Genomic DNA, 22,326 nt, shown 5'->3' with positions numbered 1-22,326 from the left:
GGATGTCGCCAGGAGTTGCGCCCGTCGTCCCCGACCGGCCGTGGGTTCTCCTGTCCGGCCGTCGGTCCGCGGGCGGATCAGCCCTTCAGTGCCTTGGTGATCGCCGTGTTGAAGTCGGCCACGGTCATGGGAGCGTTCTTGCTGCCCTCGGCGGTGAGCGTCTTGCCGTCCATCTTGAGGGTCGGCGTGCCCTGGACCCCGCTCTTGTCGAACGCCTTGGACATCTTGATCGCCCAGGCGTCGAACGTGCCGTCCTCGACGTTCTTCTGGAAGGCCTTGTTGCCCTTCAGCGCGTCCACCGACTCCGCCGCCTCGATCAGGTAGCTGTCCTTAGCGAACTTGTCGTCGGTCTCCTCGGGGTGGTACTTCGCGGAGTACAGGGCGGTCTTGTACTCCAGGAAGGCCTCGGGGCTCACGTCGAGGGCCGCGCCCAGCGCGCTCAGGGCGTTCTTCGAGCCCTCGCCGCCGGCCGCGTTGTCGATGAAGGTCGCGCCGACGTACTTGATCTTGTACTTGCCGGCTTCGACGTCCTTGTCGACGGTCTCGCCGACCGCCTGCTCGAACGTGGCGCATACCGGGCAGCGCGAGTCCTCGTACAGCTCCAGGGTCTTCTTGGCGCTCGCCTCGCCGATCACGACGGTCGTGCCGTCGTCGCCCGACGTGTTCTTGGGCGCGGTGACGTTCTTCGCGTCCGCCGCGGCCTCCCAGGCGGAGGGCTTGTTCAGCTGCATCACGCCGTAGCTGACGCCTCCGGCGATCGCCAGCACGGCGACGACCGACACACCGACGACGATCTGCTTGCGTGCCTTGTCCTTCTTCGCCTGGCGCTCGCGCTCCACGCGCAGCCGCTCGCGGGCGGCGGACTTGTTGGCCTGGCTGTTGCGCTTGCTCATGGGGGTGCTCCGTAGAGGTGTGGGTGGCTCGAAAGGGGTCTTACCGCGACTCAGGCAGGGGCGAACGCCGAGCGCGGAGGGCCCCTCCGTCCCACGGAGTGCACCAGGAGGCGGGTGGGGGCGAGCGGGTGCGGGCGCCCGGCGCGCCGGGCGCCCGGCCGTGTGCGGTGCCGCGCCGTGCCGGCCACCGCGACCGCCGTGAGCAGCGGCCGGAAGGCCACGGCGGCCGCCGCGCGCAGCAGCCCGGCGAGCGCCGACTCGCCGTGCCGCAGCCAGGCGGCGGCCAGCAGGCCCACCGACACGTGGGCGGCCAGCAGCAGCCAGGGGACAGCGGGTCCCGGCGAGGCCAGCAGGGCGGCTGCGTGGCCGCTCTCGGAGGTCACCCCGGCCAGCGGTGTGCCGACCGAGGCCACACCGGTGAGTCCGTCCGCACCGCGTCCGGACTCACCGCCGCAGAGCACGTCGACGCCCACGGAGCGCAGCGGGCCCGCGACGGGGCCGCCCGCCGCCCCGTAACAGAGGTGCTGGCCGGTGGTGAACACCGTGTCGGCGGCGAGCTCCAGCGGAATCAGCAGGCCCGCGATCGCACCGAAGCCGCGCTCCCGGCCCGCCAGAGCGAACGCCACGGAGAAGACGGCCCCCGCCAGCAGGGCGACAGCCGTCAGCGGCAGCGGGACCCGGGAGAGCAGCACATGGGACGCGGACGAGAGCGTGACGACGAGCGCGGTGAACAGCGCCGCGCGTACCGCTCTGATCTGCGTCCCTGATACGTCCATCGCCGGAGAGTGTGCCATGCGTTCCTGTAAGCGAGCTCTAAGGATCCCTGAGAGGTCCTACAGGCCCGGGATGCGGCCGTTGCGGAAGAGGTCGACGAAGATCTGGTGGTCGGCACGGGCGCGGGCGCCGTAGCTGTGCGCGAAGTCGACCAGCAGCTCGGCGAAGCCCTCCTCGTCGGCCGCGATGGCCGCGTCGATGGCGCGCTCCGTGGAGAACGGGACCAGCGAGTGCCCGCTCTCGTCGTCCGCCGCCGAGTGCATCGTCGCCGTGGCCCGGCCGAGATCGGCGACCACCGCCGCGATCTCGTCCGGCTCGTCGATGTCGGACCAGTCCAGATCGACGGCGTACGGGGAGACCTCGGCGACCAGCTGACCGGACCCGTCCAGCTCGGTCCAGCCCAGCCACGGGTCGGCGTGTGCCTGGAGCGCGCGCTGCGAGATCACCGTGCGGTGCCCCTCGTGCTGGAAGTACTCCCGCACGGCCGCGTCGGTGATGTGCCGGGACACCGCCGGGGTCTGCGCCTGCTTGAGGTAGATCACCACGTCGTTCTCCAGGGCGTCGCTGTTGCCCTCCAGAAGGATGTTGTACGAGGGCAGGCCCGCCGACCCGATGCCGATGCCCCTGCGGCCGACGACGTCCTTCACCCGGTACGAATCGGGCCGGGTGAGGCTCGACTCGGGCAGCGTCTCCAGGTAGCCGTCGAACGCGGCGAGCACCTTGTAGCGGGTGGCCGCGTCCAGGTCGATCGCGCCCCCGTCGGCGGTGAACCGGCGTTCGAAGTCCCGGATCTCCGTCATCGAGTCCAGCAGCCCGAACCGGGTCAGTGCGCGGGCGTCCCGCAGCGCGCCGAGCAGCGGGCCCTCGGCGGTGTCCAGGGTGAAGGGCGGCACCTCGTCGTTCTTGGCGCCCGTCGCCAGGGCGTGGATGCGCTCCCGGTAGGCGGTGGCGTAGACCCGGACGAGCTCGGTGATCTGGTCGTCGCCCAGCGCCTTCGCGTAACCGATCAGGGCGACGGAGGCGGCGAAGCGCTTGAGGTCCCAGGTGAAGGGGCCCACGTAGGCCTCGTCGAAGTCGTTGACGTTGAACACGAGCCGGCCGTTGGCGTCCATGTACGTGCCGAAGTTCTCGGCGTGCAGGTCACCGTGGATCCACACCCTGCTCGTGCGCTCGTCCAGATAGGCACCGGTGTGCTGCTCGCGGTCCAGGTCGGCGTAGAACAGGCCGGCCGAGCCCCGGTAGAACGCGAAGGCCGAGCCCGCCATCTTGCGGAACTTCACCCGGAAGGCTGCGGGATCGGCAGCCAGGAGCTGCCCGAAAGCGGTGTCGAAAACGGTGAGAATCTGCTCCCCGCGCTGCTCTGCGCCGGTCTGCGTGTCCGACATCGCTGGGTGCCTCCTGGTACATGGCGTTCATGACAAAAGGGACGGGCGTCCCCGGTCTTCCAACGCGCGACCGTACCCCGGAGTGCCCGTCGCCCGTCACCTCGGAGACGTAGACTTCCACGCTGTCCCCCCCGACCGTCATCCCCAGTTTTCCCGGAGGCACAGCGCCGTGAGCAAGCCGCCATTCACGCACCTGCACGTCCACACCCAGTACTCGCTGCTGGACGGTGCCGCGCGGCTCAAGGACATGTTCGAGGCGTGCAACGACATGGGCATGTCGCACATCGCGATGACCGACCACGGCAACCTCCACGGGGCGTACGACTTCTTCCACTCGGCCCAGAAGGCCGGGGTGACACCGATCATCGGGATCGAGGCGTACGTCGCCCCCGAGTCGCGCAAGCACAAGCGCAAGATCCAGTGGGGCCAGCCGCACCAGAAGCGGGACGACGTCTCGGGTTCCGGTGGTTACACGCACAAGACCATCTGGGCGGCGAACAGCACCGGACTGCACAACCTCTTCAAGCTCTCCTCGGACGCGTACGCCGAGGGCTGGCTGCAGAAGTGGCCGCGCATGGACAAGGAGACGATCTCCCAGTGGTCCGAGGGCCTGATCGCCTCCACCGGCTGTCCCTCCGGTGAGGTGCAGACCAGGCTGCGGCTCGGACAGTTCGACGAAGCGGTCCAGGCGGCCTCCGACTACAAGGACATCTTCGGAGAGGGCAAGTACTTCCTGGAGCTGATGGACCACGGCATCGAGATCGAGCGCCGGGTCCGCGACGGGCTCCTGGAGATCGGCCGCAAGCTGGACATCCCGCCGCTCGTCACGAACGACTCCCACTACACCTACGCCAACGAGGCGACCGCGCACGACGCCCTGCTCTGCATCCAGACCGGCAAGAACCTCTCGGACCCCGACCGCTTCCGCTTCGACGGCACGGGCTACTACCTCAAGACGACGGACGAGATGTACGGCGTCGACTCCTCCGACGCCTGGCAGCAGGGCTGCGCCAACACGCTCCTGGTCGCGCAGCAGATCGACACGACCGGCATGTTCGAGAAGCGCGACCTGATGCCGAAGTTCGACATCCCGGAGGGCTTCACCGAGATCACCTGGTTCCAGGAGGAGGTCCGGGTCGGCATGAACCGCCGCTACCCCGGAGGCGTCCCCGAGGACCGGCAGAAGCAGGCCGAGTACGAGATGGACATCATCATCCAGATGGGGTTCCCGGGGTACTTCCTCGTCGTCGCCGACTTCATCATGTGGGCCAAGAACAACGGCATCGCCGTGGGTCCCGGCCGTGGTTCCGCCGCCGGTTCGATCGTCGCGTACGCCATGGGCATCACCGACCTCGACCCGATCACCCACGGGCTGATCTTCGAGCGCTTCCTCAACCCCGAGCGCGTGTCCATGCCCGATGTCGACATCGACTTCGACGAGCGCAGGCGCGTCGAGGTGATCCGGTACGTGACCGAGAAGTACGGCGCCGACAAGGTCGCCATGATCGGCACCTACGGCAAGATCAAGGCCAAGAACGCGATCAAGGACTCCGCCCGCGTCCTCGGTTACCCGTACGCCATGGGCGACCGGCTGACCAAGGCCATGCCCGCCGACGTCCTCGGCAAGGGCATCGACCTCAACGGCATCACCGACCCGAAGCACCCCCGCTACAGCGAGGCGGGCGAGATCCGGGGCATGTACGAGAACGAGCCGGACGTGCAGAAGGTCATCGACACCGCGAAGGGTGTCGAGGGCCTGGTGCGGCAGATGGGTGTGCACGCGGCCGGCGTGATCATGTCCAGCGAACCGATCGTCGACCACGCGCCGATCTGGGTCCGGCACACCGACGGCGTCACCATCACGCAGTGGGACTACCCCCAGTGCGAGTCGCTCGGCCTGCTGAAGATGGACTTCCTCGGCCTGCGCAACCTGACGATCATGGACGACGCCATCAAGATGGTGAAGGCCAACAAGGGCATCGACCTGGAGATGCTCTCCCTGCCCCTGGACGACCCCAAGACGTACGAGCTGCTCTGCCGCGGTGACACGCTCGGGGTGTTCCAGTTCGACGGCGGCCCCATGCGTTCGCTGCTGCGCCAGATGCAGCCCGACAACTTCGAGGACATCTCCGCCGTCTCGGCCCTCTACCGGCCGGGCCCGATGGGAATGAACTCGCACACGAACTACGCGGAGCGCAAGAACGGCCGCCAGGAGATCACCCCGATCCACCCGGAGCTGGAGGAGCCGCTCAAGGAGGTCCTCGGCCTCACCTACGGCCTGATCGTCTACCAGGAGCAGGTGCAGAAGGCCGCCCAGATCGTCGCCGGCTACTCGCTCGGCGAGGCCGACATCCTGCGCCGCGTGATGGGCAAGAAGAAGGCCGACGAGCTCGCGAAGAACTTCGTGCTCTTCGAGGCGGGCGCCAAGAAGAACGGCTTCTCCGACGCGGCGATCAAGGCGCTGTGGGACGTCCTGGTGCCCTTCGCCGGATACGCGTTCAACAAGGCGCACTCCTCGGCGTACGGGCTGGTCACCTACTGGACCGCCTACCTCAAGGCGAACTACCCCGCCGAGTACATGGCGGCCCTGCTGACCTCCGTCAAGGACGACAAGGACAAGTCCGCGGTCTACCTCAACGAGTGCCGCCGCATGGGCATCAAGGTGCTCCCGCCGAACGTCAACGAGTCCGAGTCGAACTTCGCCGCCCAGGGTGACGACGTGATCCTCTTCGGGCTGACCGCCATCCGCAACGTCGGGCAGAACGTGGTCGACTCGATCATCAGGTGCCGCAAGGCGAAGGGGAAGTACTCCACGTTCCCCGACTTCCTCGACAAGGTCGAAGCGGTCGTCTGCAACAAGCGCACCGTCGAATCGCTGATCAAGGCCGGCGCCTTCGACGAGATGGGGCACACCCGCAAGGGGCTCGTCGCCCACCACGAGCCGATGATCGACAACGTGGTGCAGGTCAAGCGCAAGGAGGCCGAGGGGCAGTTCGACCTCTTCGGCGGCGGCGAGGAGGACAGCGGCGAACCGGGCTTCGGGCTCGACGTCGAGTTCTCCGACATCGAGTGGGAGAAGTCCTACCTGCTCGCGCAGGAACGCGAGATGCTCGGCCTGTACGTCTCCGACCACCCGCTCTTCGGCCTGGAGCACGTCCTGTCCGACAAGTCGGACGCGGCGATCTCGCAGCTCACCGGAGGTGAGCACTCCGACGGCGCGATCGTCACCGTGGGAGGCATCATCTCCGGTCTCCAGCGCAAGATGACCAAGCAGGGCAACGCGTGGGCCATCGCGACCGTGGAGGACCTCGCGGGCTCCATCGAGTGCATGTTCTTCCCCGCGACCTACCAGCTGGTCTCCACCCAGCTCGTCGAGGACACCGTCGTCTTCGTCAAGGGACGCCTCGACAAGCGCGAGGACGTGCCGCGCCTCGTCGCCATGGAGATGCAGGTCCCCGACATCTCCAACGCCGGGTCCAACGCACCCGTCATCCTGACGATCCCCACGGTGAGGGTCACCCCGCCCATGGTCTCCCGGCTCGGCGAGGTCCTCAGCAACCACCGGGGCGACACCGAGGTGCGCATCAGGCTCCAGGGCCCCCGCAAGACCACCGTGCTCCGGCTCGACCGGCACCGCGTCAAGCCGGACCCCGCTCTCTTCGGCGACCTCAAGGTGCTGCTCGGCCCGTCCTGCCTGGCCGGCTGACGGCCCTGCCCGACGCGAGAGGGGCGCCCCGCCAGCAGGCGGGGCGCCCCTCTCGGCCTGCCGGCCGCCGGTCCGGGCCGTCAGTTGTGGCCGAAACGCTTCTGGTGCTTGCGGGCGACGTCGGCCGGGCTCCCCTGAGCCTGCGACCGGTCCTGGGTCTGCGACTCGTAAGCCGTCGACCTGGCCTCCTCCGTGCCACGCTCGGCGGCGGACGCGCGGTCGTGCTGGCTGCCCTGCTTGCGGTTCTTGTTCTTCGCCATCGTGATGCCTCCTGTGGGAGATCTGGGGGTCCAGAACCGCTGTCAGACTCACATATCACCAGATAGGCCGCATGTTGGATCATTACGGAGCGTAGTTCAGGCGGTATCATGCGCCGTTTCCCGATCCGCCACGCCGATGATCGAGGTTCCGGACCTTAAGCCCGGTGCCGTCGGGCAAACTCGAAGGAAACCCTGAGTAAGCAAACCCCGGGTCGGCGGACCCACCCCCATGCCCGGTCCCGCTGACCCGCTCCCGAACTGGAAGAGGGTGGAACGCGTGGACCGTTGCGTCGTCCTGGTGGACGCCGGCTACTTGCTGGGCGCAGCCGCGAGTCTGCTGGCCGGAGAGCCCGCCCGTTCCCGCATCACCGTCGACCACTCGGCCTTGATCCAGGGCCTGCGCGAGCGCGCCGAGGCCGATACGGAACAGCCCCTGCTGCGCATCTACTGGTTCGACGGCGCCCCCGACCGCGTACCCCAGCCCGAGCACCGCAGGCTGCGGGTCATGCCACGGGTGACCGTTCGGCTGGGCGCCCTCACCCGCAGTGACGGACGCTGGGCCCAGAAGGGCGTCGACGCGGCCATGCACGCCGAACTGACCGAGCTGGCCAGGAACCGGGCCTGTTCAGATGTGGTGCTCGTGACCGGGGACGGTGATCTGCTGCCCGGTCTCATGTCCGCCAAGGAGCACGGTGTCGCCGTCCATCTCTGGGCCGTGCAGGCCGCCGACGGCGACTACAACCAGTCCGAGGACCTGGTCGCCGAGGCCGACGAGCGACGGGTGCTCGACCGCGCCTGGATCACCAAGGCCGTACGGGCCAAGGAGACGGGAGGCGTGTGCGCGCCGCCGCCCGTCCCGCGCCCCGAGATCGCCGCGATCCTGTCCGCGCCGCTGCCGGAGGCCGCCCTCGCGGCCTCCGCCGAGCGGGCGTCGGAGGCCCAGGCCGCCGCCCGCAACGGCACGGCCGCACCCGCCGGGTCCGCGGCCCCGCACGCCCAGCCGGCGCCCGGACCCAAGGGCGTCCCCACCCCCAAGGACCTGGCCGCTCTGCGCGCACCCGGGACGCAGACGGTGCAGCACGCACCACAGCCGCCCGCCGCCAACGCGACGCTGCGCTGGTCGTCGGACAAGGGCTGGGTCGAGCGCGGCGGCCCTCTCGGTGAGCCGGCCGAGACCGCGTCCCTGCCGACCCTGGCCCAGGTCACCAGCGCGGAACAGCGCTGGGCGGACCGGGAGGAGGACATCACCACCGTCGGCGGTGACCCCTTCGAGGTCGGCCAGGTCTTCGCCCGGCGCTGGATGGAGAGGCTGCCGGAGACCGTCCACCTGCAGAAGCTGTCCACGATGTACCCCCGCATCCCGCACCGCATCGACGGCGAACTGCTGCGGTACGCGGCACGCTTCGGGCTGCTCGCGCACAAGGACGACCAGATCGACGAGCACGACCGCTACGCCATCCGCGCGGGGTTCTGGCGCGAGATCGACGTACGGGCCGCCGCCGAGCGCACTCCCGTGGGGGAGTGAGCGGGGCGGCACTGTCCGGCCCCGGACGCGATCCGGGGCATCCGACCCCGTAGGCTCATTCCTCGTGAGTACGGGCACAGCACAGGCACAGACCGGGACCGGGACCGTGTGCGCGGTGCGTGATCTGGTCAAGACCTACCCCGCCGTCCGCGGCCGACGCGGCCGCGCCGCCACCCCCGAGGTGCGCGCCACCGACGGGGTGTGCCTCGATGTCCGGCGCGGAGAGATCTTCGGACTGCTCGGACCCAACGGCGCGGGCAAGTCCACGCTCGTCCGCCAGCTCACCGGACTGATGCGCCCCGACTCCGGGAGCGTCGAGGTGCTGGGACACGATCTCGTGCGCCACCCCGAACGGGCCTCGCGGCTCATCGGCTATCTCGGCCAGGAGTCGACCGCCCTCGACGAACTGACGGTGTCGCTCGCCGCGGAGACCACCGGACGGCTCAGGGGTCTGCCGGCACGGGCGGCTCGCGCGGCGCGCGACGAGGTGCTGGAGGAGCTCGGCATCACCGGGCTCGCCGGGCGCCCGCTGAAGAAGCTGTCCGGCGGGCAGCGGCGGCTCGCCTGTTTCGCCGCGACGCTGGTCGGCGAGCGGTCCGTCCTGGTGCTGGACGAGCCGACGACCGGAATGGACCCCGTGGCCAGGCGCTCCGTATGGTCCGCCGTCGACCGGCGGAGGGCCGAGAACGGGGCGACCGTGCTGCTGGTGACCCACAACGTCATCGAGGCCGAGACGGTCCTGGACCGGGTGGCCGTCATGGAACGCGGCAAGGTCATCGCCTGTGACACACCGGCCGGGCTCAAGGAGCGGGTCGCCGGCGATGTCCGGGTCGAGCTGGTGTGGCGCGAGCGCGCGCCCCTCGACGTCCCGGAGGTGGCCGCGCTCCGTGAGTCCGCCCAGGAGTCGGGGCGCACATGGGTGCTGCGGCTCGGACCGGACGAGGCGCGGGCCGCGGTGGCCGCGGTGACCGGCGGGGCGGCCTTCTCCTCGCTCGACGACTTCACGCTGGCCACGCCCAGTCTGGAGGACGTCTACCTGGCGCTCGGCGGGGACGCCGCCAGGGCCGGCGAGGGGCTGGTGAAAGCGTGATCAGGACGGTGAGGGTGTCGGGATACGTGACGGAGTCGAACGGGAGCACTGCCAAGTGACGAGCATCGTTCCCACGGAGTCCGCGCAGGTGACCGGGCCGGAGGTGAGGACCCCCGCGGCGGGCACCGGCCGGCCCGCCCGCACCGTCCCCGCGGCCCTCGCGCCGCGGGCCGGACTGCTTCCGTCGCTTGCCGCCGTCTACCGGGCGCAGCTGTCGCGGGCGAGGGTCGCGCGGATCCCCCTGCTCTTCGTCGCGACCTTCCAGTCCGTCGGGATCATGGTCCTGATGCGCGGGGTCGTCGACGGCGGGTCGGAGGCACGGGCCGTCGTCGCCGGGTCCAGCGTGCTGGTCGTGGCCTTCGTGGCGCTGAATCTCCTCGCCCAGTACTTCGGCCAGCTCCGGGCCGGCGGCGGGCTCGACCACTACGCCACGCTGCCGGTTCCGCCCGCCGCCGTGGTGCTGGGGGCGGCCGGGGCCTACGCCTCGTTCACCGTGCCCGGCACCATCGTCACGGCCGTGACGGGCAGCGTGCTGTTCGGGCTCCCGATGACGCATCTGTGGGTGCTCGTCGCCGTCGTCCCGCTCTCCGGGGCCGCTCTTTCCGGGCTGGGCGCGGCGCTGGGGCTGCTGGCGCCGAGGCAGGAGCTGGCGACGCTGCTCGGCCAGCTGGGCATGTCGGCCGCGCTGCTTCTCGGCGTGCTGCCGGCGGAGCGGCTTCCCGGGCCGATCGGCTGGGCGCGTGATCTGCTTCCCTCGACCTACGGGGTCGAGGCGCTGTCCCGGTCCTTCGACGCCCACCCCGACTGGGCCGTCGTCGCACTCGACCTCGCGGTGTGCGCGGCGGTCGGTGTGCTCTCGCTCGCCGTGGCCACGTGGGCGTACCGGCGGGCGGCGGTCCGGTGAGGCGGTGCGCACGTCGGCCTGGCACGATGGCACCGTGACCGCACCGTTGACGCCGCCGCACCAGCCCCAGCCGAACGACCCGTGGCAGGCCCCGCCGTCCGGGTCACACCTCCTGCCCGGTGAGCAGCCGGACGCGGACGAGCGACGCGCGGAGCTCCGGCAGGGCGCGGCGATCGCAGCGGTGCTCACGGTGGCGGGCGTGGGCCTCGGTCTGCTCTGGCTCTGGCTCGCGCCGCGGGTGCCGCTCGTCTCCGACGAGACCGCCGTGTTCCTCAAGAACAGTGAGGGCGAGGAGGCCATGGGGGCCGACGGCACCTTCGTGCTGCTGGCGCTCGCCTTCGGACTGGTGTCGGCCGTCGCCGTCTTCCTCTTCCGCAGGCGCGGAGGCATCCCTCTGGTGGTGGGGCTCGCCCTGGGCGGGCTGCTCGGCTCCCTGCTGGCATGGGGGATCGGCACCTGGTTCGGGCCGACGTCCGATGTGGTGGCCCATGCCAAGGAGGTCGGCGAGGGGGTCACCTTCGACGCGCCGCTGGAACTGCACGCCGTGGGCGCGGCAGTGCTCGCCTGGCCCGTCGCGGCGATGCTCGTCCACCTGGGGCTGACGGCTCTGTTCGGGCCCCGGGACCCCGAGCCCGAGTGGGAGTTCCCGTACGGGACGCCCCACGACGCACCGGGATCGGGGAAGGCGTCCGGCCCGTCACCCGGCATGGCCGAGGGCCCCGGGGCCGGGGACGGCACGCCGCCGGCCGGGCCGGGCCGGTCGTAGCGGTTCGCCCGGTCCGCCGCCTCCGGGCCGACGGCCGGGCGGCCGGAACCTCCGGCCGCAGGCCCGCGGGCCCCGTCCGGTCCCTCCCGGCGCCTTTCTGCTTCCAGGCCGTTTCCGCTCCGGGGTGAGGGGCAGGCGACCGGGTGAGCACCTCTACGAAAGGACCGACATGAGCGCCGGAGAGAAGACCAAGGCAAAGGCCGAGCAGGTCGTCGGTAAGGCCGTACGCAAGGTGGCCCACGCGGCCGGTGACGACACCACCGCGGCCAAGGGAGCGGCTCTGGAGGCCCGTGGCAAGGGCCGGGGCACCAAGGAGAAGTCCAAGGACGCCTTCAAGCGCTGACCGCGTCTCCCCGGAACGGCCCGGACCTGTTCAGTGCGGTGCGCCCGCGGCGCAGCTCACACAGGTCGTCGCCGCCGGACGTACCTCCAGACGGCCCGGAGGGATCGGCTCACCGCAGCCCTCGCAGCGCCCGTAGTCGCCTCGCCGCAGGCGCTCCAGCGCCCGGTCCACCTCACCCAGGTGGCTGCGGGCCTGAGCCAGCAGCGAGGCGACATGGGCTCGCTCGAAGGCGGTGCTGGCTCCCTCCGGGTCGTGCTCGTCGTCGACCGCCACCAGCGCGTTCGCCTCGACGATCCCGTCGAAGTCACCGAGCAGGGCCGAGATCCGGGCCTCCGTCCCCCCGCGTTCCGCCAACAGCCGTTCGCGGACGGCCGCGCGGCCGTCCGCTCCGGCGGGCACATGGGAAGAGAACGCGTTCACCTGTGACACAACGGTCGCGCCCGGATCCCCATTCCGCGCGTCCTCCCCGACCGCTGCCGCGCGCGGACGCCTCCCGCTACGCCCGGCCGATCTCGGCCAGGGTCGCGCCGGTGAGGGTGGCCAGGTCCGAGGCGGCCAGCTCGACCTCCAGGCCGCGGCGGCCCGCCGAGACGCAGATGGTGGGGTGCGACGCGGCCGACGCGTCCAGCACCGTGCGCAGACGCTTGCGCTGGCCCAGGGGAGAGATGCCGCCCCGCACGTAGCCCGTGGTGCGTTCCGCGGCCGCCGGGTCCGCCATGGCCGCCCGCTTGCCGCCCACCGCCGACGCCAGCGCCTTCAGGTCGAGCGATCCGGCGACGGGGACGACGGCGACGACCAGTTCGCCGTCGACATCGGCGACCAGGGTCTTGAACACCCGGTCGGCACGGACCCCGAGGGCTTCCGCCGCCTCCTCGCCGTAGGACGGGGAGGAGGGATCGTGGTCGTACGCGTGGACCGTGAAGTCCGTGCCGGCCGCGGTGAGAGCCACCGTGGCCGGGGTGCCGCCGGGCTGCTGCTTCCTGGACTTCTTCGCCACCGGGCAGGTCCTCGGGTCAGTTGGGGTACGTGGGGTCGCGGGTGAGGTCGATCGCCGGCAGCGACGGGAGGTGCCGGATGACCGCGGTCTCCTTGCGCAGGAGCGCCAGTTCCTCACGCAGCCGGGTGGCGGTGTCCGGGGCCTGGAGCAGCCGCTGCTTCGACGGGATGTCGAGCACGGCGGCGGCCGCCACCAGGTAGGAGACGACGGACGGGTCGTCCGGCAGGTCCGCACCGGTCGTCAGGGAACGCTCGCTCGCGCCGGCCAGCCGCTTCTGGTAGCTGCGGAAGGCGCGCAGGACACCTTCCGCCAGAGCCCCCGCCTCGTCCGTGGGCGAGTCCTCACCCACGGCGGCACCCGGATCCTCGGGCAGTTCCTCGACCTCGGCCGTGAGGAACGGGCCGCTCGCGTCGACGGAGAGAAGCCTGACCCGCGTGGTGCCGGTCGCCAGGACCTCGTAGCTCCCGTCGGCGCGCTCGCGGATCTTGGCCGCCTCCGCGACGCAGCCGACCCGGTGGAAGGTCTGGAGGGGATCGGGTCCGAAGCCGTCCGCCGGGGCCCGCTCCGCGGGAGGCGCGACCGCGAGGGTGTCCGGCATCCCGGTGGCCGTCGGAGCGGTCTCGCGGCCGTCGCGGATCGCGACCACCACGAAGCGGCGCGGTTCGTCCTCGTCGATCTCGAGCAGCTCGCGCATCATGGCGCGATAACGCTCCTCGAAGACGTTGAGCGGCAGCACGAGGCCGGGGAACAGCACCGCGTTCAGCGGGAAGAGGGGCAGGCGAGCGGTGGTCACAACGGCCAAGCCTAATGGCCGCGGAGCCCGCTGTGTTCCGGCCTCCCGCACAGGGGTGTCGAAGAGGCCACCCGGAGCCGGACATCCGCCCGCGCGTCGAGGAAGCCGCCGAGCGCCTCCCCGGTGACGACCGCCCAAGGGAACGAGGTCGCGTACGGGCCGATCAGCCGGAACTGCTCCAGCGCCTCGGCCGCGCGGCCCCGTGCGACCAGGACGTAGGCGAGGAGGTTGCGGACCTCCGCCGGCCAGGGATCACCGGCCGGGAAACCGGCGGAGAACCTGATCGCGAGGTCGGCGGCGGCGTCGATCCGGTCACCTTGCACGGAGTTCGCCCGCGCGGCCGCCCTCTCGTCCCGCAGCAGTGCGAAGGCCGCGCGCACGGGGAGAGCCTGCACGAGGGAGTCGCCGGCCGCGTCCTCGGCCGCCCGCTCGGCGAAGTCGAAGCATTCGCGGTGGGATCCGTACCACTCGGCCGAGAGGTACCGGAGGGCGGCGACATGGCTGCCGTAGTGGTGCGGGGAGCGGCGTACGGCCTGCTCCCACAGCGATTCGAAGACCGTGTGCGTGGCGTGCGTGCCACGGGCGTGGTCGAGCGCGAGCCGCCACGGCACCGGGTCGCGGGGATCGGCCTCGGCCGCAGCGGTGATCAGCGGGCCCACCTCGCGCAGCAGCTCGGCGTGTGCGGGGGACTCCCACGCGCGGCGCACCGCCAGGGCGGCCTTGACGAGCAGGGCGTCCGGGTCGCGCGGGGCGGCGGCCAGCCAGCCGGTGAGCCAGTCGTCCCGGCCGCGCGCGAAGGCGACCAGCCGGGCCAGGGTGCGGTCGCGGGTCTCCCAGTCCGCGGCGTCCCGCGTGGTGGCGAGGAGCTTGGCCGCGGGTTCGAAGTCGCCCAGGGCTGCCGCCACCAACGCGGGGGAGAGCCGCTCGTCGGGGGCGTCGAGCATCACCGCGTCGTCCGCCGGCAGCCCGGCCGACAGCCCGGGGCCGTATCGGAACGTGCGCGCGGAGCTCAGCAGTGCGCGGAGGAAAGCCATGGTGCAGACCATTGAAAAGCCCTGGTGGGGGCCGCGCCAGAGGGTCTCTGTGAAGCTTCTGTAGCGAGTGGGAGGGTTGCCCTCGGCGAGGTCAAGAAAGGGCAAAGGAAACGCCCGTAGGTGGCTCGTTCCCGACCTTTCCGTTGCCGATTACCGCCCGTCCTGCCGGGGCTCGGCCAGCCATTCGATCGCTGTGCCCGCGCGGGATCCGGCGGGGCGGGACCCCGCGCGCCGGTCAGCCGCGCCGCAGCAGCCGGGACGCGCCCGCCGCCACCGTCGTGGCCAGTATCCATCCCACCAGAACCAGGGCCGCCGCCGTCCACTGCCAGCCCCCCTCCAGGAGCCAGTAACCGTCCTGCCCGAGATTGATCACCGGCACCAGCAGGTCCAGCGCGTACAGCGCGGGATTCCACTGCGGATGCTCGTCCCCCTTGATCGACTCCGGGCGGTACTGGGAGAAGGCCACCGCGCCCGCCGCCCAGAGCACCGCCATCCAGACCAGGGCGCGCCCCGGCCGGTAGCCGTACGCGACGGTCCAGTCCTGCAGGTAGCCCCAGATCCGTCCCGCGGGCGGCAGCGTCTCGCGCCGGCGCCTCTGCTTGGCCAGCAGCACCTCCCGGGCGTCCGCGTCCTCCCCGCAGCTGCGGAGCACCGCCGCGAGGCGCTCGTACGGCTCCGGCACGTACTCGGGGGTCGCGGCCAGCACCCACTCCAGGCGCCGGGACAGCGGGAAGTGTCCGTACGGGACGAGGTTCTCGTAGACGAAGCCGCCCATCGCCAGGCCGCCAGGGCCCGGCCAGCTGCTCGACACGTCGATCAGGGTGACGACCTTCGCGCCGTTCAGCACGACCCGGCCCTCCCGGGGGCGCTCCGCGTTGAACCGCAGCTCGGGGGTGACGATCCGGCGCAGCGACAGCTCCTCACGGTCGGCGAGCACGAACCGGGCCTTGTGCAGGTCCACCGCGTCCCCGAACCGCCCGTCGTCGAGCCGCACCGCGCCACGGCACTCGAAGACCTGCGCCCGCGTCCCGCGCGCCGGACCGCCGCCGCGCGCCACACCGAACGGGGGAGTGGTGCCCTGGTTCCCCGTGTCGATGCTCACCCAGGCCTCCGTCATGTACAGCGTGCGCTCCACGCTCAGCTGCGGGGCGTTCAGCGCCCGCCGTCCGTCCGTGGCGCGCAGCCGGCTGCCGCGCAGGCTGAGCGAGCCGCCGACCTTCGCCCCGCGCAGACTCAGCTCGCCGAGCGTCTCGATCATCTCGGCCTGCAGGTCCTGCGCCACCGACATCCCGTCGCCCACGAAGGCACGGCCGCGCCGGTCGGGGCCGACGCGGAGCTGGTTGATCAGCAGGTCCGTGCCGATCTGTGCGTCGGTCAGCCGGATACCGCGCTCGATCCGGCAGCGCGGCAGATGGAGGTCGCCCTCCGTGTGCAGCCGGGCCGCGTCCAGCCTCGGCACCGCGCAGCCCACCATCCGCAGCGTCGTGAAATGGCATTCGGGCAGCACCACCTCCTGCTCGAAGCGGCAGCCCGTCAGCTCCACGTAGGGCGAGACGCGCCCGCCCGCCAGATCCAGCTTCCCCGTGATGCGGACGCCCCTGAGCTTCAGCGCGGCCACCCGGCCCGGCCGCGCCGGCGGACCGCTGAGCAGCAGCCGCGCCACCGTCCGGGCGCCGACGCTCCGCTCCGGCCCCCAGCCGTGCGGGGCGAACGGGTCGTCGCGGACCGGATCGTGGGAGCGCAGATCGTAGGTGGTGCCGTTCCGGAAGGACTGCCACATACCCAGCTCCGCGGCACTGAGCCCGTCGGGGATCTCGCCGTCGTGCGGTTCGGTCACTGCCTCACCTCCGCCTGCGCGTTCTGTCCCGCGCTTCGTACAGTCGTTCTTCCCTCTGTGTGACCGTGTGAAAGCTAACGGTCAGCAGTGACAGCCGGGACATGTATCAGCCAGTGATACGGACGACCGGAGGCCGGAAACGGTCTGAGAGAATTGCGGTGTGATCTCTCGAATCGATCTGCGCGGCACCGCCCTCCCCGAGGGCGGCGACCTTCGCGACCTGCTGCCCCGTGCCGAGTTCGACGTGGAAGCCGCCCTGGAGACGGTGCGGCCCATCTGCGAGGACGTACGCCATCGTGGCTCCGCGGCAGTGATCGACTGGGGAGAGAAGTTCGACGGGGTGCGGCTGGACTCCATCCGGGTTCCCGCCCGTGCGATCACCGAGGCCCTGGAGGCGCTCGATCCCGCCGTGCGCGCCGCCCTGGAGGAGTCGATCCGCCGCGCCCGCCTCGTCCACCGTGAGCAGCGCCGCACCACGCACACGACCCAGGTCGTCCCGGGCGGCACCGTCACCGAGAAGTGGGTGCCGGTCGAGCGCGTCGGCCTCTACGTCCCCGGCGGACGCTCGGTCTACCCCTCGTCCGTGGTCATGAACGTCGTCCCCGCCCAGGAGGCCGGCGTCGAGGGCATCGCCGTCTCCTCCCCGCCGCAGAAGGAGTTCGGCGGACTGCCGCACCCCACGATCCTGGCCGCCTGCGCCCTCCTCGGCGTCGACGAGGTGTACGCCGCCGGTGGCGCCCAGGCCGTCGCGATGTTCGCGTACGGAACCGAGGACTGCCTGCCCGTCAACCTCGTCACCGGACCCGGAAACATCTACGTCGCCGCGGCCAAGCGCCTCCTCAAGGGCCGCATCGGCATCGACGCCGAGGCGGGGCCCACCGAGATCGCGATCCTCGCCGACGCGAGCGCCGACCCGGTGCACGTCGCCGCCGACCTGATCAGCCAGGCCGAGCACGACCCGATGGCCGCCGCGGTGCTCGTCACCGACTCCGAGGAGCTGGCCGCCGCCACCGAGGCCGAGCTGAAGCCGCAGGTCGCCGCGACCCGGCACGTCACCGACCGGATCGAGCCCGCGCTGTCCGGCCGTCAGTCCGCGATCGTCCTGGTCAACGACCTGGAGGACGGCCTCAAGGTCGTCGACGCGTACGCCGCCGAGCACCTGGAGATCCAGACGGAGAACGCCGCCGCCGTCGCCGGCCGGGTCCGCAACGCGGGTGCGGTCTTCGTCGGCCCCTGGTCGCCGGTCTCCCTCGGCGACTACTGCGCCGGCTCCAACCACGTCCTGCCCACCGGCGGCTGCGCCTGCCACTCCTCGGGCCTGTCGGTGCAGTCCTTCCTGCGCGGCATCCACATCGTCGACTACACCCGCGACGCGCTCGCCGAGGTCACCCACCACGTGGTGACCCTGGCCGAGGCGGAGGACCTCCCCGCCCACGGCGCCGCGCTCAAGGCCAGGTTCGGCTGGAAGGTTCCGCAGCAGTGAGCAACGACAGCACCACGCGCAACGCCTGGGACGACCTCCCGATCCGCGACGAGTTGCGTGGCCAGTCCCCGTACGGTGCGCCCCAGCTCGACGTACCGGTCCGGCTGAACACCAACGAGAACCCCTACCCGCTCCCCGACGCGCTCGTCGACCGCATCGCCGAGCGTGTCCGCGAGGCCGCCCGGAACCTCAACCGTTACCCCGACCGCGACGCCGTGGAGCTCCGCACCGAACTCGCCCGCTACCTCACCCGCACCGCCGGGCACGGAGTCGGGTACACCAACGTCTGGGCGGCCAACGGATCCAACGAGGTCCTCCAGCAGCTGCTGCAGACCTTCGGCGGCCCCGGGCGCACCGCGATCGGCTTCGAGCCCTCGTACTCGATGCACGCCCTCATCGCACGCGGCACCGGCACCGGCTGGATCTCCGGGCCGCGCAACGAGGACTTCACGATCGACGTGGAGGCCGCGAGGAAGGCCATCGCCGAGCACCGTCCCGAGGTGGTCTTCATCACCTCGCCCAACAACCCCACCGGCACCGCCGTCGACGCGGACACCGTCCTCGCGCTGTACGACGCCGCCCAGGCCGCCCGGCCGTCGATGGTCGTCGTCGACGAGGCGTACGGCGAGTTCAGCCACCACCCCTCGCTGCTCCCGCTGATCGAGGGCCGCCCCAACCTGGTGCTCTCGCGCACCATGTCCAAGGCGTTCGGCGCCGCGGGCCTGCGCCTGGGCTACCTCGCCGCCGATCCGGCGGTCGTCGACGCCGTCCAGCTGGTGCGCCTGCCGTACCACCTGTCCTCCGTCACCCAGGCCACCGCGCTCGCCGCCCTGGAACACACCGATACGCTGCTCGGGTACGTCGCGCAGCTCAAGCGTGAGCGCGACCGGCTGGTCGGCGGCCTGCGGGAGCTCGGCTTCGCCGTCACCGACTCGGACGCCAACTTCGTCCAGTTCGGCCGCTTCGCCGACAGCCACACCGCCTGGCAGCAGATCCTCGACCGGGGCGTCCTGGTCCGGGACAACGGCGTACCGGGGTGGCTGCGGGTCTCCGCAGGAACCCCGGAAGAGAACGACGCGTTCCTCGATGCGGTGCGCGAACTGAAGAAGGAGCACGACGCATGAGCCGCGTAGGCAGGGTGGAGCGGACCACCAAGGAGACCTCCGTGCTCGTCGAGATCAACCTCGACGGCACCGGCAAGGTCGATGTCGCGACCGGGGTCGGCTTCTACGACCACATGCTCGACCAGCTCGGCCGCCACGGCCTGTTCGACCTCACGGTCAAGACCGAGGGCGACCTGCACATCGACTCGCACCACACGATCGAGGACACCGCCCTCGCGCTCGGCGCCGCCTTCAAGCAGGCGCTCGGCGACAAGGTCGGCATCTACCGCTTCGGCAACTGCACCGTCCCGCTGGACGAGTCGCTCGCCCAGGTCACCGTCGACCTCTCCGGCCGCCCGTACCTGGTGCACACCGAGCCCGAGAAGATGGCGCCGATGATCGGCGAGTACGACACGACGATGACCCGGCACATCCTGGAGTCCTTCGTCGCACAGGCGCAGATCGCCCTGCACGTCCACGTCCCGTACGGCCGCAACGCCCACCACATCGTGGAGTGCCAGTTCAAGGCGCTCGCGCGCGCCCTGCGCTACGCCAGCGAGCACGACCCGCGCGCAGCCGGGATCCTTCCGTCCACGAAGGGCGCCCTGTGACCGGCCTCAACACCGTGCTGATCGTCGTCGGCCTCTTCCTGGCCGGCGGCGTCTACTCCTTCTGGAAGCAGGGGATGCCCAAGGGCGTCGTCGTGCTTCTCGGGATCGGATCCGTGATGTGCCTGGTAGCGGGCATCATGCGGATCCAGGGAATCTGGGACTGAGGGCAGGACTGTGAGCGAAAGCAAGAAGGTCGTCGTCTTCGACTACGGCTTCGGCAACGTGCGTTCCGCCGAGCGGGCCCTCGCCCACGTCGGCGCGGACGTGGAGATCACCCGCGACTTCGACCGCGCGATGAACGCCGACGGGCTGCTCGTCCCCGGCGTCGGCGCCTTCTCCGCCTGCATGGCGGGTCTCAGGCAGGCACGCGGCGAATGGATCATCGGCCGCAGGCTCTCGGGCGGCCGTCCCGTCATGGGCATCTGCGTGGGCATGCAGATCCTGTTCGAGCGCGGCATCGAGCACGGCGTCGAGACGGAGGGCCTCGACGAGTGGCCCGGCACCGTCGGACCGCTGAAGGCCGACGTCGTGCCGCACATGGGCTGGAACACCGTCGAAGCCCCCGAGGGGTCCCAGCTCTTCGCGGGCCTGGACGCCGAGGCCCGCTACTACTTCGTGCACTCCTACGCGGCGCACGACTGGTCCCTCGAAGTGACCAACGACAAGATCCGTGCCCCCAAGGTCACCTGGTCCACGCACGGAGAGCGGTTCGTGGCCGCCGTCGAGAACGGCGCGCTGTGGGCCACCCAGTTCCACCCCGAGAAGTCCGGCGATGCCGGCGCCCAGCTGCTGACCAACTGGATCGAGACGCTGTAATGCCGAAGCTTGAACTGCTCCCCGCCGTAGACGTCCGCGACGGACAGGCCGTCCGCCTCGTGCACGGCGAATCCGGCTCCGAGACCTCCTACGGCTCCCCGCTCGAGGCGGCTCTCGCCTGGCAGAGCTCCGGCGCCGAGTGGCTGCACCTCGTCGACCTGGACGCCGCGTTCGGCACCGGCGACAACCGCGCGCTGATCGCCGAAGTGGCCGGCGCCATGGACATCAAGGTCGAGCTCTCCGGCGGCATCCGCGACGACGCCTCGCTCGCCGCCGCCCTCGCCACCGGCTGCCGCCGGGTCAACCTCGGCACCGCCGCCCTCGAGACCCCCGAGTGGGTCGCCAAGGTCATCGCCGAACACGGCGACAAGATCGCCGTCGGCCTCGACGTCCGGGGCACCACGCTGCGGGGCCGCGGCTGGACCCGCGACGGCGGCGACCTCTACGAGACGCTCGCCCGCCTCGACTCCGAGGGCTGCGCCCGCTACGTCGTGACCGACATCGCCAAGGACGGCACTCTGCAGGGCCCCAACCTCGCGCTCCTGCGGGACGTCTGCGCCGCCACCGACAAGCCCGTCGTGGCCTCCGGCGGCGTCTCCTCGCTCGCCGACCTGCGCGCGATCTCCCTGCTCGTCCCGGAGGGCGTCGAGGGAGCAATCGTGGGCAAGGCGCTGTACGCGAAGGCGTTCACCCTCGAAGAGGCCCTGAAGGCGGTCGCCGCATGACGGACTCCGTACGCCGCGTCTCCTCGGGCGCCCCGTGGGAGGAGAAGTTCGGCTACTCCCGTGCGGTGGAACTCCCCGGCGGACTCGTCCTGGTCTCCGGCTGTACGTCGGTGGTCAACGGCCAGATCTCCGCGGGCGGGCCGTACGAGCAGGCCGTCGCCTCCTTCCAGGTCGCGTTCGACGCCCTCAAGCAGGTCGGGCTCGGCCGTGAGGACGTCGTCCGCACCCGGATGTACCTCACGCACGCCCGGGACGTGGACGACGTGGGCCGTGCCCACAAGGAGCTGTTCGACGACGTCCGCCCCGCCGCTTCCATGATCATCGTGTCCGGCCTCGTCGACCCCTCCCTGGTCGTCGAGGTCGAGATCGAGGCCTACCGGGCAGGTGAACGATGACGCTCGCCGTACGGGTCATCCCGTGCCTGGACGTCGACAAGGGCCGCGTCGTCAAGGGCGTCAACTTCCAGAACCTGCGCGACGCGGGCGACCCGGTCGAGATGGCGAAGCTGTACGACGCCGAGGGCGCCGACGAGCTGACGTTCCTCGACATCACCGCCTCCAGCGGTGACCGCGAGACGACGTACGACGTGGTGCGCCGCACCGCCGAGCAGGTCTTCATCCCGCTCACCGTCGGGGGAGGGGTCCGCACCCCCGACGACGTCGACAAGCTGCTGCGCGCCGGGGCCGACAAGGTCGGGGTCAACACCGCGGCCATCGCCCGCCCCGACCTCATCCGCGAGATCGCCGAACGGTTCGGGCGCCAGGTGCTCGTGCTCTCCGTCGACGCCCGGCGCACCCCCGAGGGCACCTTCGAGGTGACGACCCACGGCGGACGCAAGGGCACCGGCATCGACGCCGTCGAGTGGGCGCACCGGGCCGCCGAGCTCGGCGCGGGCGAGATCCTGCTCAACTCGATGGACGCCGATGGCACGAAGGACGGCTACGACACCGAGATGATCAAGGCGGTACGGGCCCACGTCACCGTCCCCGTCATCGCCTCCGGCGGTGCGGGCAGGCTTTCGGACTTCCCACCGGCCATCGGTGCGGGCGCGGACGCGGTACTCGCCGCGTCCGTCTTCCACTTCGGTGACCTGCGGATCTCCGAGGTCAAGGGCGCTCTGCGCGAGGCCGGACACCCCGTTCGCTGACCCCGGTCAGGGAGACCGCCGGTCCCCAAGACCGGCGATCTCGCCGATGTCCGCGCGGTGGGCGCGCCGCCAGAGTGGCGCCGTCAACGAATGACGGCGCCACCCCACGCGGTGCTCCCCCGAAGGCCCCCGGA

The 22,326-nt window shown here is 71.2% G+C and carries 23 protein-coding genes; 14 read left to right on the top strand and 9 right to left on the bottom strand.

Going from position 1 to position 22,326, the window contains the following annotated elements; genetic code table 11:
- Positions 1 to 77: 77 nt before the first annotated feature.
- From OO67_RS23780 to OO67_RS23770, 3 genes are read right to left on the bottom strand one after another with little or no spacing between them, the layout of a single operon-like run.
- Positions 78 to 893, bottom strand: a complete 816-nt coding sequence (locus tag OO67_RS23780) for a thioredoxin domain-containing protein (RefSeq protein ID WP_033303275.1) — start codon at positions 891 to 893, stop codon at positions 78 to 80.
- A gap of 50 nt (positions 894 to 943) precedes the next feature.
- Complete coding sequence (locus OO67_RS23775) at positions 944 to 1,669, bottom strand: hypothetical protein (RefSeq protein ID WP_033303274.1); 726 nt, start codon at positions 1,667 to 1,669, stop codon at positions 944 to 946.
- Positions 1,670 to 1,726: 57 nt separating this feature from the next.
- Entirely contained in the window at positions 1,727 to 3,052 is a 1,326-nt protein-coding gene (locus OO67_RS23770) for a DUF2252 domain-containing protein (protein ID WP_033303273.1), read from the bottom strand.
- A 169-nt stretch (positions 3,053 to 3,221) separates the two neighbouring features.
- Here OO67_RS23770 and dnaE point away from each other — a divergent pair, with 169 nt between their 5' ends.
- Positions 3,222 to 6,758, top strand: coding sequence for a DNA polymerase III subunit alpha (gene dnaE, locus OO67_RS23765; protein WP_033303272.1), 3,537 nt, complete (start codon positions 3,222 to 3,224; stop codon positions 6,756 to 6,758).
- Positions 6,759 to 6,838: 80 nt separating this feature from the next.
- Here dnaE and OO67_RS23760 read toward each other — a convergent pair whose 3' ends face one another.
- Complete coding sequence (locus tag OO67_RS23760; RefSeq protein ID WP_033303271.1) at positions 6,839 to 7,018, bottom strand: hypothetical protein; 180 nt, start codon at positions 7,016 to 7,018, stop codon at positions 6,839 to 6,841.
- Between the two features lie 268 nt (positions 7,019 to 7,286).
- On the opposite strand from OO67_RS23760, the gene OO67_RS23755 reads away from it, so the two are divergent.
- From OO67_RS23755 to OO67_RS39100, 5 genes are all read left to right on the top strand, one after another.
- Complete coding sequence (locus OO67_RS23755) at positions 7,287 to 8,543, top strand: NYN domain-containing protein (protein WP_033303269.1); 1,257 nt, start codon at positions 7,287 to 7,289, stop codon at positions 8,541 to 8,543.
- 106 nt (positions 8,544 to 8,649) lie between these two features.
- Positions 8,650 to 9,633: an ABC transporter ATP-binding protein gene (locus tag OO67_RS23750; RefSeq protein ID WP_078598197.1), complete on the top strand. Its 984-nt coding sequence runs from the start codon at positions 8,650 to 8,652 to the stop codon at positions 9,631 to 9,633.
- A 55-nt stretch (positions 9,634 to 9,688) separates the two neighbouring features.
- Complete coding sequence (locus OO67_RS23745; protein ID WP_033303267.1) at positions 9,689 to 10,537, top strand: ABC transporter permease; 849 nt, start codon at positions 9,689 to 9,691, stop codon at positions 10,535 to 10,537.
- Between the two features lie 4 nt (positions 10,538 to 10,541).
- On the top strand, positions 10,542 to 11,303 hold the full coding sequence (locus OO67_RS23740; RefSeq protein WP_033303265.1) for a hypothetical protein: 762 nt from the start codon (positions 10,542 to 10,544) through the stop codon (positions 11,301 to 11,303).
- 169 nt (positions 11,304 to 11,472) lie between these two features.
- The gene (locus tag OO67_RS39100) at positions 11,473 to 11,646 is read left to right on the top strand and encodes a hypothetical protein (RefSeq protein ID WP_167748671.1); all 174 of its coding nucleotides are present in this window, start codon (positions 11,473 to 11,475) and stop codon (positions 11,644 to 11,646) included.
- Positions 11,647 to 11,676: 30 nt separating this feature from the next.
- On the opposite strand, the gene OO67_RS23735 is transcribed toward OO67_RS39100, so the two are convergent.
- The 5 genes from OO67_RS23735 to OO67_RS23715 all read right to left on the bottom strand — a co-directional run bounded on the left by OO67_RS23735 (position 11,677) and on the right by OO67_RS23715 (position 16,307).
- Entirely contained in the window at positions 11,677 to 12,066 is a 390-nt protein-coding gene (locus OO67_RS23735) for a TraR/DksA family transcriptional regulator (protein WP_078598208.1), read from the bottom strand.
- A 76-nt stretch (positions 12,067 to 12,142) separates the two neighbouring features.
- Positions 12,143 to 12,643, bottom strand: a complete 501-nt coding sequence (ybaK, locus tag OO67_RS23730) for a Cys-tRNA(Pro) deacylase (protein WP_033303264.1) — start codon at positions 12,641 to 12,643, stop codon at positions 12,143 to 12,145.
- Between the two features lie 16 nt (positions 12,644 to 12,659).
- Positions 12,660 to 13,436 carry an LON peptidase substrate-binding domain-containing protein gene (locus tag OO67_RS23725; protein WP_033303263.1) on the bottom strand — a complete coding sequence of 259 codons (777 nt, stop codon included), beginning with the start codon at positions 13,434 to 13,436 and terminating at the stop codon, positions 12,660 to 12,662.
- 11 nt (positions 13,437 to 13,447) lie between these two features.
- On the bottom strand, positions 13,448 to 14,482 hold the full coding sequence (locus OO67_RS23720; protein WP_033303262.1) for a hypothetical protein: 1,035 nt from the start codon (positions 14,480 to 14,482) through the stop codon (positions 13,448 to 13,450).
- A gap of 223 nt (positions 14,483 to 14,705) precedes the next feature.
- The gene (locus OO67_RS23715) at positions 14,706 to 16,307 is read right to left on the bottom strand and encodes a hypothetical protein (protein ID WP_033303260.1); all 1,602 of its coding nucleotides are present in this window, start codon (positions 16,305 to 16,307) and stop codon (positions 14,706 to 14,708) included.
- Between the two features lie 160 nt (positions 16,308 to 16,467).
- Here OO67_RS23715 and hisD point away from each other — a divergent pair, with 160 nt between their 5' ends.
- Genes hisD through hisF form a run of 8 tightly spaced genes read left to right on the top strand, consistent with a single transcriptional unit; the run spans position 16,468 to position 22,192 of the window.
- Complete coding sequence (hisD, locus tag OO67_RS23710; protein WP_033303258.1) at positions 16,468 to 17,790, top strand: histidinol dehydrogenase; 1,323 nt, start codon at positions 16,468 to 16,470, stop codon at positions 17,788 to 17,790.
- Positions 17,787 to 18,914: a histidinol-phosphate transaminase gene (locus OO67_RS23705; RefSeq protein WP_033303257.1), complete on the top strand. Its 1,128-nt coding sequence runs from the start codon at positions 17,787 to 17,789 to the stop codon at positions 18,912 to 18,914. The genes hisD and OO67_RS23705 overlap by 4 nt, the downstream gene beginning before the upstream one ends.
- Positions 18,911 to 19,504, top strand: a complete 594-nt coding sequence (hisB, locus tag OO67_RS23700; protein ID WP_031098999.1) for an imidazoleglycerol-phosphate dehydratase HisB — start codon at positions 18,911 to 18,913, stop codon at positions 19,502 to 19,504. Before OO67_RS23705 ends, hisB begins: the two co-directional genes overlap by 4 nt.
- Positions 19,501 to 19,668 (top strand): hypothetical protein, encoded by a 168-nt coding sequence (locus OO67_RS39095; RefSeq protein WP_014045382.1) that lies wholly within the window; start codon positions 19,501 to 19,503, stop codon positions 19,666 to 19,668. The genes hisB and OO67_RS39095 overlap by 4 nt, the downstream gene beginning before the upstream one ends.
- A 10-nt stretch (positions 19,669 to 19,678) precedes the next feature.
- Positions 19,679 to 20,320: an imidazole glycerol phosphate synthase subunit HisH gene (gene hisH / locus OO67_RS23690; protein WP_033303256.1), complete on the top strand. Its 642-nt coding sequence runs from the start codon at positions 19,679 to 19,681 to the stop codon at positions 20,318 to 20,320.
- Complete coding sequence (priA, locus tag OO67_RS23685) at positions 20,320 to 21,045, top strand: bifunctional 1-(5-phosphoribosyl)-5-((5-phosphoribosylamino)methylideneamino)imidazole-4-carboxamide isomerase/phosphoribosylanthranilate isomerase PriA (protein WP_031099004.1); 726 nt, start codon at positions 20,320 to 20,322, stop codon at positions 21,043 to 21,045. The genes hisH and priA overlap by 1 nt, the downstream gene beginning before the upstream one ends.
- Positions 21,042 to 21,440, top strand: a complete 399-nt coding sequence (locus OO67_RS23680; RefSeq protein WP_033303254.1) for a RidA family protein — start codon at positions 21,042 to 21,044, stop codon at positions 21,438 to 21,440. The genes priA and OO67_RS23680 overlap by 4 nt, the downstream gene beginning before the upstream one ends.
- Positions 21,437 to 22,192 carry an imidazole glycerol phosphate synthase subunit HisF gene (hisF, locus tag OO67_RS23675; protein WP_033303253.1) on the top strand — a complete coding sequence of 252 codons (756 nt, stop codon included), beginning with the start codon at positions 21,437 to 21,439 and terminating at the stop codon, positions 22,190 to 22,192. The genes OO67_RS23680 and hisF overlap by 4 nt, the downstream gene beginning before the upstream one ends.
- Positions 22,193 to 22,326: the final 134 nt, after the last annotated feature.

It is taken from the genome of Streptomyces atroolivaceus, assembly GCF_000717025.1.
GTDB lineage: Bacteria > Actinomycetota > Actinomycetes > Streptomycetales > Streptomycetaceae > Streptomyces > Streptomyces atroolivaceus.
The sequence above is the reverse complement of the archived record's forward strand: the minus strand, read 5'-3'. Positions and strand labels throughout refer to the sequence as shown.

Coding starts and splice junctions, on each gene's coding strand:
- OO67_RS23680 (WP_033303254.1), top strand. CDS start 21,042: ATGACGGACTCCGTACGCCGCGTCTCCTCGGGCGCCCCGTGGGAGGAG.
- OO67_RS23770 (WP_033303273.1), bottom strand. CDS start 3,052: ATGTCGGACACGCAGACCGGCGCAGAGCAGCGCGGGGAGCAGATTCTC.
- OO67_RS39100 (WP_167748671.1), top strand. CDS start 11,473: ATGAGCGCCGGAGAGAAGACCAAGGCAAAGGCCGAGCAGGTCGTCGGT.
- OO67_RS23720 (WP_033303262.1), bottom strand. CDS start 14,482: ATGGTCTGCACCATGGCTTTCCTCCGCGCACTGCTGAGCTCCGCGCGC.
- hisF (WP_033303253.1), top strand. CDS start 21,437: ATGACGCTCGCCGTACGGGTCATCCCGTGCCTGGACGTCGACAAGGGC.
- OO67_RS23775 (WP_033303274.1), bottom strand. CDS start 1,669: ATGGACGTATCAGGGACGCAGATCAGAGCGGTACGCGCGGCGCTGTTC.
- OO67_RS23780 (WP_033303275.1), bottom strand. CDS start 893: ATGAGCAAGCGCAACAGCCAGGCCAACAAGTCCGCCGCCCGCGAGCGG.
- OO67_RS23760 (WP_033303271.1), bottom strand. CDS start 7,018: ATGGCGAAGAACAAGAACCGCAAGCAGGGCAGCCAGCACGACCGCGCG.
- hisB (WP_031098999.1), top strand. CDS start 18,911: ATGAGCCGCGTAGGCAGGGTGGAGCGGACCACCAAGGAGACCTCCGTG.
- priA (WP_031099004.1), top strand. CDS start 20,320: ATGCCGAAGCTTGAACTGCTCCCCGCCGTAGACGTCCGCGACGGACAG.